Source organism: Nocardioides imazamoxiresistens, assembly GCF_032378595.1.
In the GTDB taxonomy this organism is placed as follows: domain Bacteria; phylum Actinomycetota; class Actinomycetes; order Propionibacteriales; family Nocardioidaceae; genus Nocardioides; species Nocardioides imazamoxiresistens.
Genome location: NZ_JAVYII010000001.1, coordinates 750,743 through 767,945 on the forward strand (window position 1 = coordinate 750,743; position 17,203 = coordinate 767,945).

Annotated in this window: 14 protein-coding genes and 1 pseudogene; 2 read left to right on the forward strand and 13 right to left on the reverse strand. The window is 71.5% G+C overall.

Annotated elements, in window-relative coordinates:
- Positions 1–614: 614 nt before the first annotated feature.
- From RDV89_RS03565 to RDV89_RS03575, 3 genes are read right to left on the reverse strand one after another with little or no spacing between them, the layout of a single operon-like run.
- On the reverse strand, positions 615–1,115 hold the full coding sequence (locus tag RDV89_RS03565; protein WP_315731351.1) for a nuclear transport factor 2 family protein: 501 nt from the start codon (positions 1,113–1,115) through the stop codon (positions 615–617).
- Positions 1,112–1,633 carry an HtaA domain-containing protein gene (locus RDV89_RS03570; RefSeq protein ID WP_315731352.1) on the reverse strand — a complete coding sequence of 174 codons (522 nt, stop codon included), beginning with the start codon at positions 1,631–1,633 and terminating at the stop codon, positions 1,112–1,114. Before RDV89_RS03570 ends, RDV89_RS03565 begins: the two co-directional genes overlap by 4 nt.
- Positions 1,630–3,060: an NAD-dependent succinate-semialdehyde dehydrogenase gene (locus RDV89_RS03575; protein ID WP_315731353.1), complete on the reverse strand. Its 1,431-nt coding sequence runs from the start codon at positions 3,058–3,060 to the stop codon at positions 1,630–1,632. Before RDV89_RS03575 ends, RDV89_RS03570 begins: the two co-directional genes overlap by 4 nt.
- A gap of 140 nt (positions 3,061–3,200) precedes the next feature.
- Here RDV89_RS03575 and RDV89_RS03580 point away from each other — a divergent pair, with 140 nt between their 5' ends.
- Positions 3,201–4,010 carry an alpha/beta fold hydrolase gene (locus RDV89_RS03580; protein ID WP_315731354.1) on the forward strand — a complete coding sequence of 270 codons (810 nt, stop codon included), beginning with the start codon at positions 3,201–3,203 and terminating at the stop codon, positions 4,008–4,010.
- Between the two features lie 9 nt (positions 4,011–4,019).
- On the opposite strand, the gene RDV89_RS03585 is transcribed toward RDV89_RS03580, so the two are convergent.
- The 4 genes and pseudogenes from RDV89_RS03585 to RDV89_RS03595 form a co-directional block, all read right to left on the reverse strand.
- Entirely contained in the window at positions 4,020–4,532 is a 513-nt protein-coding gene (locus tag RDV89_RS03585; RefSeq protein WP_315731355.1) for a nuclear transport factor 2 family protein, read from the reverse strand.
- A 46-nt stretch (positions 4,533–4,578) separates the two neighbouring features.
- Entirely contained in the window at positions 4,579–6,654 is a 2,076-nt protein-coding gene (locus tag RDV89_RS03590; protein WP_315731356.1) for a CaiB/BaiF CoA-transferase family protein, read from the reverse strand.
- Between the two features lie 57 nt (positions 6,655–6,711).
- Positions 6,712–6,822: pseudogene (locus tag RDV89_RS20210) on the reverse strand (CoA transferase); the annotation flags it as partial.
- 5 nt (positions 6,823–6,827) lie between these two features.
- On the reverse strand, positions 6,828–8,237 hold the full coding sequence (locus tag RDV89_RS03595; protein WP_315731357.1) for an FAD-dependent oxidoreductase: 1,410 nt from the start codon (positions 8,235–8,237) through the stop codon (positions 6,828–6,830).
- Between the two features lie 223 nt (positions 8,238–8,460).
- Here RDV89_RS03595 and RDV89_RS03600 point away from each other — a divergent pair, with 223 nt between their 5' ends.
- Complete coding sequence (locus tag RDV89_RS03600; protein WP_315731359.1) at positions 8,461–9,555, forward strand: NDMA-dependent alcohol dehydrogenase; 1,095 nt, start codon at positions 8,461–8,463, stop codon at positions 9,553–9,555.
- Between the two features lie 95 nt (positions 9,556–9,650).
- On the opposite strand, the gene RDV89_RS03605 is transcribed toward RDV89_RS03600, so the two are convergent.
- From RDV89_RS03605 to RDV89_RS03630, 6 genes are all read right to left on the reverse strand, one after another.
- Entirely contained in the window at positions 9,651–10,877 is a 1,227-nt protein-coding gene (locus RDV89_RS03605) for an NAD(P)/FAD-dependent oxidoreductase (protein ID WP_315731361.1), read from the reverse strand.
- Complete coding sequence (locus RDV89_RS03610; protein ID WP_315731363.1) at positions 10,874–12,142, reverse strand: cytochrome P450; 1,269 nt, start codon at positions 12,140–12,142, stop codon at positions 10,874–10,876. The genes RDV89_RS03605 and RDV89_RS03610 overlap by 4 nt, the downstream gene beginning before the upstream one ends.
- Positions 12,143–12,181: 39 nt before the next feature.
- Entirely contained in the window at positions 12,182–13,420 is a 1,239-nt protein-coding gene (locus RDV89_RS03615) for a cytochrome P450 (protein ID WP_315731364.1), read from the reverse strand.
- Positions 13,421–13,509: 89 nt separating this feature from the next.
- Positions 13,510–14,499: a PDR/VanB family oxidoreductase gene (locus RDV89_RS03620; RefSeq protein ID WP_315731366.1), complete on the reverse strand. Its 990-nt coding sequence runs from the start codon at positions 14,497–14,499 to the stop codon at positions 13,510–13,512.
- Between the two features lie 109 nt (positions 14,500–14,608).
- On the reverse strand, positions 14,609–15,781 hold the full coding sequence (locus tag RDV89_RS03625; RefSeq protein ID WP_315731368.1) for an epoxide hydrolase family protein: 1,173 nt from the start codon (positions 15,779–15,781) through the stop codon (positions 14,609–14,611).
- An 87-nt stretch (positions 15,782–15,868) separates the two neighbouring features.
- The gene (locus RDV89_RS03630) at positions 15,869–17,020 is read right to left on the reverse strand and encodes an ABC transporter substrate-binding protein (RefSeq protein ID WP_315731370.1); all 1,152 of its coding nucleotides are present in this window, start codon (positions 17,018–17,020) and stop codon (positions 15,869–15,871) included.
- Positions 17,021–17,203 lie beyond the last annotated feature (183 nt).

The window sequence follows — 17,203 nt, forward strand, 5'->3', positions numbered from 1 at the left end:
GCTACGCCGACGGATTTACAGTCCGCCGGACATACATCGCTGACCTGCGCAGACACCCAGCGGGAACGCGTCTCGTACACGAATGGAACACAGGCTCTCCATGACTCCGCCACGTAGGTCTCGCTTCGTCCCGATGCGCTGACGCCGAACTCCCCGCTCCGGCTCCTCAGCGCGGGTCGGCGTAGCGAGATCGCGCCGGTGGGTTCGAGGACCTGCTGCGGCCGACGAGGTGAGGGGCGGAGCCGCGAAGTTGTCGAACTAGCCGGTCGAACCACGGAGGTCCGGGGTCCTGGGGATGGGACGTCGACGGTCAGTCGATGCTCGTCCGGTCAGTGCCACGCACCGTCGGCAGAGCACGTCCTCGGCGTCGCCGAACTCCCGCTCCCACATCTTCGGCCAGGATTCGGCGAGCTGTCCGCATGCGGTACGCAGGGTCCCCATCGTTTTCGCGTGCGTCACGGTCGTCGGCTCCCACTCGTGTCGCCAGCCGGAGCGTCGGACCCACACGGGCACGACGCGCGCGTACTGCGCGGTGACGAACCATTGGTGCACCGCGACCGGCTGCGCCGTCGGCGAACCTGGTCGAGGCGTGGTCGCTGGATCGAGCTTCACGTTCAAGTCCCCTGACGCGCGCGGTCGACTTCGTCGGTCGTCGTCTCGGTGCGCTTCCACTTCATCGACACCCGACGCTCCGCTATCCGCCAGCCCGCGCCTGTGCGGACGAGGCGGTCGACGTACGAACCCCCGCCGCTCATCCGTCGCAACTCCCCCGGCGTCGCTGTCCGTCGGCCGGTCTCGACGCCGTACTCCGACCACGCTTTCGCACGATCGCCGTCGATCTCGACGACCGTGTTGCTCACGGGGTGCTGCGCGAACAACCATTCCGGGTCGGGAGCACCGAGCCGGGCCCGCATCTCGGCCGGCGTCTCCTTCCGCCCACCCATCGGCGTGAAGTCGATGACGGCGTCGTCGGTGAACACCCCTTCCCACAGCTCCCACCGGCGTTCGTCGAGACCGACCGCGTACCGGCGAACGACGTCCTCGATCGCAGCACGGTCGACCAGACGGCTTACCACCTCGTCCCCGACCGCTCGGGCGCCTCCCGCGGCGCTCACGTGACCGCCTCCGTCGTTCGACCAACCGGCAACGCGATCACCAGCGGGTCGAACAACTCGCCGGGCGGGTACACCTTGTTGAACACCTCGCAACCCTCCTCTGTGAGCCGAACCGCGTTCGCCGTCCAGTACTCAACAGCCTTGACCACCTGGTGGTCGCTGACGGCAAAAGTCACGAGCGGGATCCGCGGCGCGGTATCCGGCTCGTGCACATCGAGCACCGACAGCGCGCCCCGGTCCCCCTCGATCGAGACCCACGGGTCGGCCAGACGCACGAAGAGAAACCCGTGGTGCCCCGCGAACCGGACGTCGCCACGGAACCGCAATCGCGAGACTCGCTCGTCGGACCGCTCCACCCCGTCCGGTTCGAAGACCATCTCGTTGAACTCGGTCGGCGTCGCGCCGTCGCTGACGGTGCCGCGCCCGTCCGGCATCCGCGCGATGTACTCCAGGAAGGACTGCTTGATGCCCCACCGCAGGCCCGGCAACGACGGCCATCGGGCGTACACCTCGGTCACGACGACCAACCCACGCTGAAGTAGCGGGTCTCCTGGAACTCCTCGAGACCCACCCGGGCCCCTTCCCGACCGATGCCGCTCTGCTTCATCCCACCGAAGGGCGCCGAGGGGTCGGAGACAATGCCGCGGTTGACCCCGACCATTCCGGCGTCGATCGCCTCGGCTATCCGCAGCGCCCGCTGAAGGTCGTCCGAGTAGACGTACGCCGCGAGCCCCATCTCGGTGTCGTTCGCCATCGCAACCAGCTCGGTCTCGTCGCGCCAGGTCACGATCGGTGCGACCGGACCAAAGATCTCCTCCCTCACCACACCTGCGTCGTGAGGGACCCCAGTGAGCAGCGTGGGCGGGTAGAAGTTGCCGGCGGAACCCTCCGGGATACCCGCGATGTGACTGATCCGTGCGCCGGAGGCGACGGCCGCCTCGACGAGCGCACCGACCTCGATCACCGCCTGCGGCGAGATGAGGGGGCCGATGTCGTGACCGTCCCGAGCCGGGCCGACGCTGAGCTTCTCGACCTCGGCGCCCAGCCGGTCGACGAACTCGTCGACGACGTCGGCGTGGACGTAGAAGCGGTTCGCTGCCGTGCATGCCTGACCACCGCTGCGGAACTTCGCGACCATCGCGCCGGAGACGGCGGCCTCCAGGTCGGCGTCGTCGGTGACGACGAACGGGGCGTTGCCCCCCAGCTCCATCGAGGTGTTGAGCACGCGGTCGGCCGCCAGTCGCAGTAGTGCCTGGCCGACGGGGGTCGACCCGGTGAAGGAGACCTTGCGTACCCGCGGGTCGGCGAGCCACGATGCGACGACTCGACGCGACTCCGTAGTCGGGACCACGTTCAGCACGCCGTCGGGCACCCCCGCCTCTATGAGCAGAGCGGCGATCGCGAGAGCGGTCAACGGCGTCTCGCGTGCCGGCTTCAGCACCGCCGTGCAACCAGCCGCCAGCGCGGGGGCGACCTTGCGCGTGATCATCGCCGCGGGGAAGTTCCAGGGGGTGACGAGCACCGCGACACCGGCCGCCTTGTGCGTCACCAGAGTGCGGCTGCCGCCAGTGGGGGCCGGCCCGTAGTCCCCGCCGCTGCGCACGCACTCCTCGGAGAACCAGCGGAAGAACTCGGCCGCATAGGTCACCTCGCTCCGAGCGTCGCCCACGGCCTTTCCGTTCTCGGCTGCGATCAGCTCGGCGAGCGAGTCCGCGTCACGCATCATCAGCTCGAACGCGCGGCGAAGGATATCCGAGCGATCACGCGCAGGTGTTGCAGCCCATCCGGCGAACGCCGCGTCCGCTGCCGCGACGGCATCGCCTGCGTCGGCCAGGTCACCGTTAGCCACCGAGGCGATCGTTGCGCCCGTCGCCGGGTCCATGACATCGAACGCACCCGCCCGACCGGGTCGCCATTGCCCATCGACCAGCAGCTCGGTCCTCATCGTCCCTCCACACCTGCACGACTGACCACTCGAAACATCATATGAACATGATTACGCACAGCGAGCCGCAGGTCCAGCAGAACCCCTGATGCGGAAGCAGTACTGTTTCGACCATCACTACCCCTACGACAGGAGCGTCGATGCTGCTCGCCGAGAACGAGATGTGTGACGCCCTACGCGTCGACGGGGCCGACGTGCGATTCGTCCGGACCCACCCTGAGGACGACTCCCCCACGCTGCTGGTCCACGGCGGGTCCGCCCACGTCGGCTGGTGGTTCGGCCTCGCCCCGCTCCTGACCGACCTCCCTCTGCTGGCAATGGAGCTCAGCGGTCACGGGACGAGCGATCATCGTCGGGCCTACTCTCCCGACGGCTGGGTACGTGAGCTTTCCGCGGTGCTCGACCACGCTGCGAGGGGACCTGTGACCATCGTCGGCCACAGCATGGGTGGAGCCCTTGCTCTCCGCCTCGCTGCGACCCGACCCGACCTCGTGTCGCGGCTCGTGCTGCTCGACGTGAGGGTCCGTGGTCGTTCTTCTGCCCGCCAGGTGCCGGAGGTGCACCGAGTGGTCGCGACGCACCGGGAGGCCGTTAATTCGTTCCGGCTCCGGCCGCGCGAGACGACCGCCGATGCCGACCTGCTGGCACGGGTGGCCGCTCATGGGCTCCGACGCGTGCCCGGTGGATGGAGCTGGTCGTTCGACCTGCGTACCGTCGGCACGCCGGTCGCCGTGGACCTCGACCCCGTGATCGAACAGGTGTGCTGCCCCGTGACCTACGCGTGGGGCGAGCACAGCCCGATCGCGGACGCGGGGTCGGCCGACCATCTCGACGCGATCCTCGATCGACCGGTCGAACGACGGGTGATCACGGGTGCCCATCACAACGTCACATTGGACGACCCTGAGGCGTGCGCGCGGCTCATCCGCGAGGCGCTCGGCCGCGAATGAGGAGAGTTATCAGCGCTCCGAGGCGCGCAGGATGTCCGCCGTGTCCGGCGCGCCCACCATCCGGCGGCGGCGCTCGCTGATCAGCCACCGGCCGTCGCGTCGAACCAGGCGCCAGTCGTTCACTGAGGCGCTGACGAGCCGCAGGTCGACGCCGTCCTGGTGGAGGATGAACGAGTAGTTGTTCGCGATCGCCACGTCGCCGTCGATCCGCAGCGTCAGGTTGTTGCCCTGCATGTGCAGGCTGCGGCCGTAGAACCCGTCGCCGTGCCCCGCGGTGCGCACGGCGAGGAACTCCTTCATCTGCTCCCGACCGTCCCAGCGCACGATCGCGTAGGGGTCGTCGCCGCGGCCTTGAGAGACTTCCATGACGCAGTCCTCCGTGAAGAGCGCGAAGTAGTCGTCATCGAGGCACGCGTCTGCGTAGTGCCCATACCGCGAGAGCACCTCGCGGATCGCGCGTTCGTCCTCGAGCTCGATCAGCCTCGCCTCGATGCGGGCCAAGCGGTCTTCCGGGGTGCTCATCTCGCTACTCCTAGCTGGAAGGGGTGCTGCGGATCGTGGAAGGGCTTCAGCGGTAGCCGACGTCCGCGACCGAGGCGAGTGGTCCGGACTCGGCGGTCGTGCCGTCGGCGAGCATTGCATCCACCTCGAGGTCCGTCAGTCCTGCCTCACGCAGAATCTGGCGGCTGTGCTCGCCGAGGCCCGGCGGCAGCAGGGTGCGCTTCTCCTGCGTCCGTTCGAACCGGGCGTACCTGTGCGGGAGGAACGTCGTGCGCCCGTCGGGCCAGCGGACCGGAACGAGATGCTCCCGTTCCAGCGCGACCGGGTCGGTCGCGACCTCGGCGTACGTCCGGCTCGGCTCGGCCCAGCCGCCTGCGGAACGCACTCGCGCTACGAGCTCGGCAGTCGGCACCGCGGCCGCGGCGGCGGCCAGCTGATCCTCGAGCTCGGTCGGGCTGAGGGTGCCTACGGTCCCGGCCGCCAGCAGACCCGCGTCCACGAGGGTCGCCGCTGACGCCGCGTGCAGGCGTACCCAACCGTCGGCTGTCGCTCGGTGGCACGACAATGCGGAAGGTCCGCGGTGGTCGGAGGAGCCGTACGCCGCGGGGGGCCGACCGGCGTGGCGGACCAGCTCGCCCGACTGCATGAAGGTCGCGATCGCGGCGAGCGAGGTGTCGACGTGCGTAGCCGCGCGCCCGGCCCGCACCGCCCACAGCGCCACCAGCGCCCCGAAGGCGGTGGCCGCGGCGGCGGTCACGTCGTTGACGGCGACGGTCGAGAACACCGGCGGCCCGTCGCCGCCCTGGGCCGCCATCATCCCGGAGAGGGCCTGCAGCACCGGGTCGAAGCCCGGACGACCGGCGAGCGGTCCGACGTCGCCGTACCCCGTGATCGACGCCGTGACGATCCGCGGCTGGAGCGCAGCGAGCCGCGCGTGGTCGGCGCCGAGCCGCTCGAGCACGCCGGGGCGGAAGTTGTCGATCACCACGTCGGCGTCGCGGACGAGCCGGCGGAAGGCGTCCGCCCCGGCCGGGGACCTCAGGTCGAGGGCGAGCCCGCGCATCCCCCGGTTGTGCGGGTAGCCGCGGAGGCGGAAGGCGTCGCCCTGCACGGGCTCGACCTTCACGACGTCGGCGCCGAGCTCGGCGAGGAGCATCCCGGCGTACGGCCCCGCGAGCACCGTGCCGAGGTCGAGCACGCGGACACCGGCGAGCGGCCCCCCCACGGCGTCGGGGCCGGGCGCGAGCACCGCGGCGGGCGCCGCCCAGTCGGCGTCCTCGACGAACACCCGCGGTCGGGGCGTCCGGACCGGACCGTCGAGGTCGACCGGTACGCCGGGCATCACGACCGGCCCGACCTCCGGGTCGACCAGCTCGACCCGCTGCCCGAGCGCCACGACCTGCGGGTGGTCGAGCCACGTCGCGCGGTCCTCGACCGGGTTGGCCGGACAGTCGGCCGCGGCCAGCGCCGCGAGCCACTCGGCGCGGGGGCGGGTGGCGAAGGCGGCCCCGATCCGATCGCGGACCCAGCCCCGGTTCTCCGGCGCGTAGAGCCGTTCGCCGACGTCCGCCACCCGTGGGTCGGCGAGCACGTCAGCGACCCCAAGCACCGCGAAGGCGCGCCGCTGGAACGTGTCGGTGAGCGCGCCGAGGAAGAGCCAGCGGCCGTCGGCGCACCGATAGGTCGAGTACGCCGGGTTGGGCCCGCCCGGCCCGACCGCGGTGAGCGGCGGTGTGCTGCGCGGGTCGACGACGAGCGTGGTCGTCGCCGCCACCAGCGTGCCGTGCACACCGTCGACGACCACCCGCTGCCCGCGGCCCGAGCGTCGCCGCTCGAGGAGCGCGGCGAGCGCGGCCGTCGCCGCCCACAGCCCGTGGACGTAGGCGAGGTGGGGGTAGACGGCCTCCACGGGGCCGCCGTCCGACGACGACTGCCGCCGCGCGACCCCGTTCCGCGCGGCGAGGAGGGCGTTCGCGAGGTACGGGTCCTCCGGCGTGCCGTCGGGGAGCACGGGCATGACGACGTGCACCGCGGTCGCCGGGACCCCGGCGACGACGGCGGTCCCGGGTTCCCCGGAGAGGACCACGTCGGCCCCGGCGGCGAGCCGGGCCCGGTCGGGGTGGTCGGCAGGCCGGCTGATCACGCGCTTTCCTCGTTGCCACACAGGGTCCCCCGCAAGCGCGCGCGCCCGGGGCGCCTCTATTCGGACGACGTCTGCGCCGAGATCCGCCAGCAGCATCGCCGCGACCGGACCCGCGATCCCGTCGGTGAGATCGAGGACGCGGACGTCGGCGAGGGGCTCGGCCGTCATCCCGCTCAGCGCGCCGTCACCATCGCGCCGAGCTCGTCCCACCGCTCCTGGATCTCGGCGACGACCTCCGGTGCCTGCAGCCAGGCGTTCGAGCGGAGCAGCTGGGTGGTCTCGCGGTAGCGCACGTAGCGCTCCGGGTCGAGCGAGGCCCACGCGGCCACGCGGTCCCCGTGGTCCGCCGAGCCCGCCACGACCTCCTGCGGCTCGCCGTCGCGGGTGACCTCGACGCCGGGCAGGCGGTGGTCGAGGGCCGTCGACGACGACCAGCAGAAGTCGACCAGCTCGCGGGTGGCCGCGTAGAACCGGTCCGCGAGCCCGTCGAGGTCGCCCCCGCCTGCGAGGTGAGTGGCGAGCTGGTCACCCAGGGCCTGCGCCTGGAGCGCGGCCGACGTCATCCCCTGCCCGTAGACGGGGTTGAACGCCGCCCACGCGTCGCCCAGGGCGACGAACCGCTCCGGACGCCCATCGTGCCCGGCGAAGTCGCGCAGCCGGTTGGTGGTGTCGCGCCACAGCGCAATCTTCTCGGGGAACTCGACCGCGTCGAGCGCGCCGCTGAGCTCGGGCGCCCCGATGCTCGCGACGAACGCCTTGAGGTCGTCGACGTCGCGCGGCGGGTAGTCGCCCGCCGACCCCTGGACCGTGAGCACCCACCGGTTCTCGCCCTCGACGACCCACATCGCCATGGCCCGTCGCTCGGACTCGGGCGTCAGCGCGCCCTCGCCGAACGGCACGCACGCCAGCGCCCGGAACCCCGGGTCCCACCCGTCGGGCACGCGCAGGAAGGTGCTCGCGTAGCCCCAGTGGGCGTTGACCAGCTCTTCCGACGGCGCGGGCGCGCCCAGCTCGGCGAACCAGTCGGGCGTCCGCGCCCGCCGGCCGCTGGCGTCGACGACGAAGTCCGCCACGATCTCCTCGCCCGACGCGAGGCGGACGCCGGTGACTCGTGTGGCGTCGCCCAGCAGGCCCGCGACGTCCGAGCGGGACCGGAAGGTGACGCCCGGCAGGTGCGAGGCGCGGTCCCGCAGCACCCACTCGATCAGGGGACGGCTGGCCATCAGGAAGCGCAGGGACGTCGCGAAGCGCGGCGACCACCCGAGCCGGTCGAGCCGCATCACGTCGGCGGTCGAGTCGAGGTCCGCTGCACCCATCTCGAGCATCTGGGCGGAGAAGCCGGGCAGCAGCGCGTCCATCGCCTGGCGGCCGGCCGCCAGGAGGGCGTGGAAGTGCGCACCCTGCGGTACGCCGGCGCGCTGGGCCGGCGCCTCGGGGAAGGCGTCCCGGTCGAGCACGACGACCTCGCCGAACCGGTCGGCGAGAGCCGCGGCGGCCAGGGACCCCGCGACGCTGCCACCGATCACGACCGCGCGGGCGGGCCGCTCGGGGCCTCTGGCGCGCTCCGGGTCACGTCCAGCCATGACGGTTCCTCCCACGGGTCCGGGCCGGGACCAACGTCCGACCAATTCACAATTACAGCATTAGTAGCATCGGTGGCACGCGTCACACAACCTCGGGATAGACGGCCTATCCGGGGTGCCGCACGTCACATGTTCATGTTATGTTCAAGCTATCTTGCGAGCCGCCCTCGGTTCGCCCGCCGGCCCCGTGCGACGCGGCGCGGGCCCTAGTCCAGGAGAGTCCATGAGCAAGTCCGCCATCCTGTGGAACGTCGGTGACAAGTGGACCGTCGAGGACGTCCAGCTGACCGAGCCGCGCGCCGGAGAGGTGCTCGTCAAGATCGCGGCCAGCGGCCTGTGCCACTCCGACGACCACTACGCGACCGGCGACCAGCCGGCCGCGCTGCCGGTCGTCGGCGGGCACGAGGGCGCCGGCGTCGTCGAGGCGGTCGGCCCCGGGGTCACCCGGGTGAAGCCGGGCGACCACGTCGTTCTCGTCTTCAACGTCCCGTGCGGCGACTGCGGCTACTGCAACACCGGCCACCAGAACCTCTGCATCTACAACCCGCCCAAGGCCGACCCCCTGCCGCCGGCGTTCTCGGCCCGCGGCCAGGCCGTCCCCGCCATCGCCGAGCTCGGCACCTTCGGTGAGTACACGGTCGTCACCGAGGCACGCTGCATCAAGATCGCCGAGGACATCCCGCTGGCCTCCGCCGCGCTGCTCGGCTGCGCCGTGATCACCGGCTGGGGAGCGGCGACGTACCTCGGTGAGGTGAAGCCCGGCGAGACCGTTGTCGTCATCGGGAGCGGCGGCGTCGGCGTCAACTCGCTCCAGGGCGCCCGCTCTGCCGGTGCGGACATCATCGTCGCGGTCGACCCGGTGGAGTACAAGCGCGAGCAGGCCGTCCGCTTCGGCGCCACCCACACTGCGGCGTCGGTCGAGGAGGCCTCCGCCCTGATCGCCGAGATCACGAAGGGCGCGATGGCCGACGTCGCGATCCTGTCGGTCGGCGTCGGCGACGGGAGCGTCCTGCAGGACACGACCCGCCTGACCAAGCCGGGGGGGCGCACCGTGATCACCTCGGTGACGCCGGCGGCCTCGGACACCGTGAAGCTCAACCTCTTCGAGTTCGCCCTCTCGGAGAAGACGTTGCGCGGCAACGTCTACGGTGGCACGAACGTCTACCGCGACGTGCCCCTCCTGCTCGGCCTCTACCAGCGCGGCAAGCTCGAGCTGGACGGGCTGATCACCACGACGTACGCCCTCGACGACATCAACCAGGGGTACGCCGACATGCACGCCGGCAAGAACCTCCGCGGCGTCCTCGTCTTCGACTGACACGGACCCGCGCGGCGACGACGCAAGCACGACGAAGGGGGCCGGCGCCGACGCGCTGTCGGTACCGGCCCCCTTCGCGCCCTCGCCCGAGGTCCTCAGGCCGGGGTGCCCACCGACGCCGCCGTGACCAGCTGCGTGTAGTAGCCCAGCCGCCGCGGCAGCCCCAGGAGCACCGCACCCACGAGGTCGTCGCCCCGGCGGTAGAGCACCGCCGCCTCGGCGTCGAGCGTCCCCTCGACCACCTCGGACTCCTCGCCGAGCGACGGCATCCCGATGCCCCGCACGCTGACGACGCCTTGGTCGGACCAGAACGACGGGACCACGGCGAACGGTGCGGGGTCCTCCGGCAGCACACCGAGGTCGCCGAGCAGCGTGGTCGCCGCGCGCCCGGCCGTGTCGCCCGCGATCTGCCAGTGCTCGACCCGTCGCGCCACCGCGTCGACCGACGCGTTCGGGAACCGCGCGACGTCGCCGACGCCGACCGTGCCGCGTCGACCCCCGAGGCGCAGCGCCGCGTCGCACACCACGCCGTCGGCGAGGTCGAGCCCGTTGCCCTCGAGCCACACCGTCGCGGGCACGGAGCCGACGGCCTCGACGACGACGTCGGCCTCCAGGACCGTTCCGTCGTCGAGCACCACGCGGCAGACCCCGGATGAGGCGTCGCCGTCCCGGGTCACCTCGCTCACCGTGCGGCCGCAGCGCACCGTCGTACCGGCCACCTCGTGACGCCGCCGCAGCTCGGCGCCCACCACCGCCCCCAGCGGGGTGAGCATCGGCTGCGTGTCGAGGGTGACGACGTCGACCGACGCGGCGCCGCGGGCCCGGGCGGCCGCGGCGACCTCGCAGCCGATGAAGCCGCCTCCGATCACGACCACCCGGACCCCGGGGCCCAGGTGCGCCGCGAGCGCCGCCGCGTCGTCGACCGTGCGCAGCACCAGGCGCGCGTCGGGATCGCCCAGCGGCAGCCGGCGCGGCCGGACGCCGGACGCGGCGACCAGCCCGTCGTACGCGAGCTCGTCGCCCGACGCGAGCGTCACCGTCGCCGCGTCGAGGTCGGCGCCGACGACCTCCTCGGCGTACCGCCACGTCGTCGGGTGCGGGTCCTCCCGCATCCGCAGGGCGACCGACGCGTGGTCCGCGCCGCCCTCGGCGAGCAACTTCTTGCTCAGGGGCGGGCGGGTGTATGGGGCGTGCCGCTCGTCGCCGAGCACGACTATGTCCTCGGTCCACCCCTTGCGCCGCAGCGCGTCGACGGTGCGGAGCCCCGCAAGGCCCGCACCGACGACGACGATCCTGCGGGCGCCCACCGGTGTCCCGCTCACCTGCTGCCCTCGGTCTCCCGGGCACCAGGCACAAAGGTGAGCCGGACGTTGTCGACGCCCCAGGCGAGCCCGAGGTGCTCGCGTGGCGTGTAGTCGGGGTGGAGCGCGAACGACGGCAGCCTGCGCCGCAGCTGCGTGAACGCGATCTTCAGCTCGAGCCGCGCCAGGTGGAGCCCGACGCAGCGGTGAGTGCCGAGACCGAAGGCCAGGTGCGGCTTCGCCGCCCGGTCGAAGATCACTTCGTCCGGATCCGGGTAGTACGCCGGATCGCGGTTCGCCGCCGCGAGCGGGAAGTGGACGCGCTCGCCCTTCGGCAGCACGAGCCCGGCGACCTCGACCTCCTCGTGCACGACGTTGCGGGTCGGGACCGCGGGGGCGCACCAGCGCAGGAGCTCCTCGATCGCCGGCTCGAGGCTCTCGGGGGTGGCGAACATGGCGTCCCACTTCTCGGGGTGCGCCGCGAGGTAGACCATCGATTGGCACAGCACGCTCTGCACCGTGTCCAGCCCGGCGGCCATCATCAGCAGGAACAGGTCGAACAGCTGGGTGTCGGTGAGCCGCTCGCCGTCGATCTCGGCCTCGATCGCCGCCGAGGTGACGTCGTCGAGGTGGCCCGACGCGCGGCGCTCGGCGATCATCGCGAACCAGTAATCGCGCAGCTCGCCGTGGGCCACCGCCCGGGCGGCAGCGGTCTCCTCGGCGGTGCCGCCGACCACGCCGTGCATGAGGGTCGAGGCCCAGTGGTTCATCCGGTGGAGGTCCTCGGCCGGCCAGCCCATGATCGTCAGCACCGTCGCGCCGGGGAACGGCAGCGCGAAGCCGTCCACGAAGTCGCACTCCCCGTCCTCGACCCAGTCGTCGATGAGCCGGTTCGCCCACCCGGTGAGCTGGTCGGTGAGTGCCTCGACCCGCTTCGGCGAGAAGTACGGGTCGAGCAGCTGGCGGAACTGCTTGTGCAGCGCCCCGTCGGTCTCGATCGGGATCTGCTGGATCTCCGAGCCCATCGCGTTGATGCCGTCGGGCTCGTTCGGGAAGCTCACGAAACCGCGGTTGTTGCGGCGCAGCACGCTGGAGATGTCGTCGTAGCGCGTCAGCACCCAGCAGCCGTTTCCGCGCGCCGAGTAGCTGATCGGCAGGACGTCGCGACGCTCCGCGATCTCGTCCATGTGCTCCTGGATCGACCAGGCGGCGTACGGGTCGTAGTCGCGCCGGTGGCGGGCGCGCAGGTCGTCGAGCGTCTCGGCCGGAGCCGCTGAGGTGGTCATGGTCTCTCCGTGGTGAAGTAGGTCGTCAGGCAGGTCGGGTCAGGACTCGCGCGCACCCGGCGCGAACTCGAGGTGGACGTTGTCGACACCCCAGGCGAGGCCTAGGTGCTCGTGCGGCTCGACGCCCTCGACGAGCGAGAAGCGCGGCATCCGGCGGTGCAGCTCGGTGAACGCGATCTTCAGCTCGAGCCGCGCGAGGTGCAGCCCCACGCAGCGGTGCGCCCCCAGCCCAAACGCGAGGTGCGGCTTGGCCGGCCGGTCGAAGACGACCTCGTCGGGGTCGGGGTAGTAGGCGGGGTCGCGGTTCGCGACGGCGAGCGGGAAGTGCACCCGCTCCCCCGGCCCGAGGGTGACGTCGCCGACGACGACGCCGTCCTCGACGACGTTGCGGGTCGGCACTGCGGGCGCGCACCAGCGCAGCAGCTCCTCGACGGCGGGCTCGAGCATCTCCGGCGTGGAGAACATCCGGTCCCACTGCTCGGGGTGGCGCGCGAAGAAGACCATCGACTGGCACAGCACGCTCTGCACTGTGTCGAGCCCCGCCGTCATCATCAGCAGGAACAGGTCGAAGAGCTTGTCGTCGCTCAGCGGCTCGCCGTCGATCTCGGCGTCGAGCGCCCCGGACGTGACGTCGTCGCGGCGCGGCTCCGCGCGGCGCTGCGCGATCAGGTCGAGCATGTAGGCGCGCATCTCCACGTGTGCCTGGCCGCGGACGGCCATCTGCTCCTCCGGCGTCCCGCCCTGCTTGCCGTGCAGCAGCGTGTCGGTCCAGGCGTTCATCCGCTCGAGGTCCGCCAGCGGCCAGCCCATGATCGTCAGCACCGTCACGCCCGGGAACGGGAGCGCGAAGCCCTTCACGAAGTCGCAGCGGCCGTCCTCGATCCAGTCGTCGATCAAGCGGTTGCACCAGGCCAGGAGGGTCTGCTCCTTCTCGGCGACGCGCGCCGGCGAGAAGTACGGGTCCAGCAGCTGCCGGAACTGCTTGTGCCGCAACCCGTCGATCTCGATCGGGATCATGCCCTCGGACGAGCCCTGGGTGTTCTGCCCGTCGGGGTCGTTCGGGAAGCTGATGAAGCCCCGGTTGCTGCGCCGCAGGACGCTAGAAATGTCGTCGTACCGCGTCAGCACCCAGCAGCCGTTTCCGCGCGCCGAGTAGCTGATCGGCTGCGTCGCGCGCCGCTCGGCGAGCTCGCCGAGGTGGTCGGCGATCGACGCCACGTTGTACGGGTCGTAGTCCAGCCGCCGCTCCGCGCGCTGGGTCTCCAGGTCCACGGTCATGTCGTCCTCCGTCGGTGGTCGAGGCGTCGCAATAATGCTGTGACGTCACTTACACACTAACTAGAGCATGACTTGGATCACAAGAGGGATCAGAGCTCGAGCACCAGTCGCGGGCAGGCCGCGCGTGACACGCAGATCATCATCGTCTCGTTCGCCTCCTGCTCCGCCGCCGTGAGGATCGAGTCGCGGTGGTCGGCCTCGCCCTCGAGGATCACGGTCTCGCACGACCCGCAGGTGCCCTCCAGGCACGACGCCACGATCGGTACGCCGGCCTCCTCGACCACCGCCATGATCGATCGGTCGGGCGGCACCGTGAGGACCTCGCCCGAGAGCGTCAGCTCGACCTCGAACGACCCGGCCAGGACCGGGGCCTCCAGCTCCTTCGGGCTGAAGCGCTCGAGGTGCAGGGCGCCCGTCGGCCACGCGGCGCTCGCCGCCTCGACCGCCTGCAGCAGCGGCTCGGGCCCGCAGCAATAGATCGCGGCGTCCTCGCGCGGCTCACCAAGCAGCCCGGCGAGGTCGAGCAGCCCGTGCTCGTCTTGCGGACGGACGCTGACCCGTTCGCCGCACAGCGCCTCGAGGTGATCGACGTACGACATCGACGACCGGGTGCGGCCGCCGTACATGACCTCGAACGGGATCTCGCGCGCGATCGCCTCCGCGACCATCGGGATCAGCGGGGTCACCCCGATCCCGCCCGCGACGAAGACGTAGGAGCCGGCGGGCTCCAGCCGGAAGTTGTTGCGCGGCCCGCGCACCTCGAGCACGTCGCCCTCGGTGAGGGTGTCGTGGAGGTACAGCGAGCCGCCGCGGCCCTCGGCCTCGCGCAGCACACCGACCTGGAGACGGGTCCGGTCCGCGGGGTCGCCGCACAGGGAGTACTGCCGAACCAGGTCCCCCGGGAGCACGAGGTCGACGTGCGCGCCCGGCGCCCACGCGGGCACCTCGGCACCGTCGGGGTCGACGAGGTCGAGGACGACCACGTCGGTGGCGACCTGCTCCTTGCGCGCGACCCGCAGGCGTCGTACCTGCTCGATGTCCACCGCGCCCTGGGCACCTCGGACGGCGACGTCGGACATGCTCATCAACCCCTGTTCGCTCTCGGGAAGTCGGGGCCCGCGGCCCTCGACGCATGACCTGGGTCACGCTAAGCACGACTCTAACATCGCTTGAACACGACTAGAAGGACTACTGTTCCGCCGCTGCGCGCAGGGGCCGGAAGAACTCCCGCAGGTCCTCCACCAGGAGCTCCGGCACCTCGGCAGGCCCGAAGTGCCCGCCGCGCGGGAACCGCGTCCACCGCCGCAAGTCCGTGTCCTCCTCCGCGTGCCGGCGCGGGAGCGCGCTCACGTCGCGCGGCAGCACACCGATCGCGACCGGTACGTCGATCCGCCCGGCCGGCGCCGGGCCCTCCAGCGCCGTGTCCCGGTAGTAGCGCATGGAGGAGCCAATCGTGCGGGTGAACCAGTAGAGCGAGATCGTCGTCAGGAGCTCGTCGCGCGTGTAGACATCGTCGAGCTCGCCGTCCGACCAGGCGCGACGACGCTCGAGGAGCCAGCTGGCGAGCCCGACCGGCGAGTCGTGCAGCGCGTGCGCGAGGGTCTGCGGGTCGTGAGAGTGGACGGCGAGGTGGCTCGCGACCAGGGTTGCACCCGCCTGGTCGCGCGCGTGGTCGCCGGCCTCGTCCGGCCCGTAGTCGTCAGGCCCTGCGACCGACGCGGCCACGCCGGCCGTCCCCGCGGGACGGCGATAGCGCGTCAGGTGGACCCCGACCAGGGCGCCGTCGTCCTCCTGGGCCATCCGCTGCGTGACGACGGCCCCGAAGTCGCCGCCCATCGCCCCGAAGCGCCGGTGGCCGAGCACGTCGCGCATCAGCGAGCGCCACAGGCCCGCCGTCGCGCCGGCGCCGACCCCCGTGCGCGTCAGGGGCGAGGAGAAGCCGAACCCGGGTAAGGACGGCACGACGACCTCGAACGCGTCGGCCGGGTCGCCGCCGTGAGCCGCCGGGTTCGTCAGCGGGTCGATCATCTTCGCGAAGTCCCAGAAGGTCCACGGCCAGCCGTGGGTCAGCAGCAGCGGCATCGGTGCGGGCCCCACGCCGCGCCGGTGCAGGTAGTGCACGCGGACACCGTCGAGGGTCGCGCGGGCGTGCGGGTGGGCGTTGATCGCGTCCTCGTGGCGGCGCCAGTCGTACTCCTCCGCCCAGTACCGCACCAGCGGCTCCAGGTAGCTGCGCGGCGTGCCGTACGCCCAGTCCTCGTTGCCGGGGTCGTCGCCCCACCGGGTCCTACGCAGGCGGTCCCGCAGGTCCTCGACGTCGGCGTCGGGGACGTCCACCACGAAACGCTCGGTCGGGCGCAACGTACTACCTCCTCGGGAACGACGCTCGGCCGGGCCGGTGCGAACCGGTCCGGCCGAGCTTCGACGGCACTGGGTTGATTGTCGTGGTCAGGCGGAGCAGGCGGTGGCGAGGTCACCCTCGGCGCCGTTGCCCGACTCGCCCGCGGGAGCGAGCAGCGTCGGGTCGTCCTCGCCCGAGGTGAACTCGAACTGCCAGAAGCACTGGATCGACGGCGACGGCTCTCCCTCGGCGTACGAGATCGGCTGCGGGAGCAGTCCGTCGAGCGTCTCACCGTCCAGCGCGCGGTAGCCGGCGAACACCGAGTCCCGGGTGATTGTCTCAGGGTCGGCGGACACGACGCTCGCGAACAGTTCCAGCGAGGACCACGCGGCGGTGGCGCTGCTGCTCTCGTAGTTGACGTCCTCCTCGTACTCCTCCATCGCCTCCCGGAAGCGCTCCACGGGCGCGGCGTCGGCCCACCACGGGAAGGCGTTGAGCGTGCCCACCATGTTCATGTTCGGCACGGCGCCGTACTTCTCGGGGTTGAAGCTGGTCGACGAGGTCGCGAAGGTGCCCTCGTAGCCCTGCTGAATGCAGTCCGTCATCACGCGCACGGCGCTGTCGACGGTGACGAGGAGCGCGATGAAGTCGGCGTCCTTCTCCTGGAACGAGAGGCACTCGGCGGTGTAGTTCGCTGAGTTGGCCGCGACCGTCACGTAGCCGCCGTACCCGAGGTCGTACGCGGCCGTGGCCGGCTCGTAGAGCGAGGCCGCATCGTCGGCGCAGGTGGCCGACTCCGCGCACACCGCGGAGACGAACTCCTCGGCGTCTGCCGCGTCGGCGGCCGTCACGAGTGAGCTGATGACCGTCGAGGAGAGGGGCGCCTGCGTGAAGAAGTTGGTCAGCTGGTTCCACACAGCGGCGTTGTAGCCGGACGAGCCGATGACCGGAATGTTCTCCTGCTGCAGGTACTCGCCCACCGCGCCTTCGGCGACCGAGTCCATCAGCATGATGGCGACGATCTCTTCGTCCTCGACCAGCGTCTTCACGGCAGCCTGCGCGGCGCTCGCGTTGTTCTTGGTGTCGACGATCTCCACCCGCACAGGGCGTCCGCCGATGCCCCCCTCGCTGTTGGTCTGCTGCTCCCAAGCGTGCGCGGCGGCGGGCGCAGCGGTGACACTGGACGACTGTGGACCGGTCAACGAGACGGCGAAGCCGATCTTGATCGGGTCGCCCTCGAGGTCGGCGCCTTCGTCCACTTCGCTCCCGCCGCCGCAGGCGGACACGAACAGGGAAGCGAGCACGACGACGGCCCCGAGACGGAGTCGTGCGGATCGAGACCCGTGCTTGCGATTGATCATCAGTTCTCCTGGAGCTGCGCCGCCATCTGCGGCACCGGTGGATGTGACGCGCAGCACGCTAGGGTCCAATGATGTTCGCAG

What these genes read in the sequence shown, in the direction of transcription:
- RDV89_RS03575 (WP_315731353.1), bottom strand. Translation starts at nt 3,060, where the DNA reads ATGAGGACCGAGCTGCTGGTCGATGGGCAATGGCGACCCGGTCGGGCG.
- RDV89_RS03580 (WP_315731354.1), top strand. Translation starts at nt 3,201, where the DNA reads ATGCTGCTCGCCGAGAACGAGATGTGTGACGCCCTACGCGTCGACGGG.
- RDV89_RS03585 (WP_315731355.1), bottom strand. Translation starts at nt 4,532, where the DNA reads ATGAGCACCCCGGAAGACCGCTTGGCCCGCATCGAGGCGAGGCTGATC.
- RDV89_RS03595 (WP_315731357.1), bottom strand. Translation starts at nt 8,237, where the DNA reads ATGGCTGGACGTGACCCGGAGCGCGCCAGAGGCCCCGAGCGGCCCGCC.
- RDV89_RS03600 (WP_315731359.1), top strand. Translation starts at nt 8,461, where the DNA reads ATGAGCAAGTCCGCCATCCTGTGGAACGTCGGTGACAAGTGGACCGTC.
- RDV89_RS03610 (WP_315731363.1), bottom strand. Translation starts at nt 12,142, where the DNA reads ATGACCACCTCAGCGGCTCCGGCCGAGACGCTCGACGACCTGCGCGCC.
- RDV89_RS03615 (WP_315731364.1), bottom strand. Translation starts at nt 13,420, where the DNA reads ATGACCGTGGACCTGGAGACCCAGCGCGCGGAGCGGCGGCTGGACTAC.
- RDV89_RS03620 (WP_315731366.1), bottom strand. Translation starts at nt 14,499, where the DNA reads ATGTCCGACGTCGCCGTCCGAGGTGCCCAGGGCGCGGTGGACATCGAG.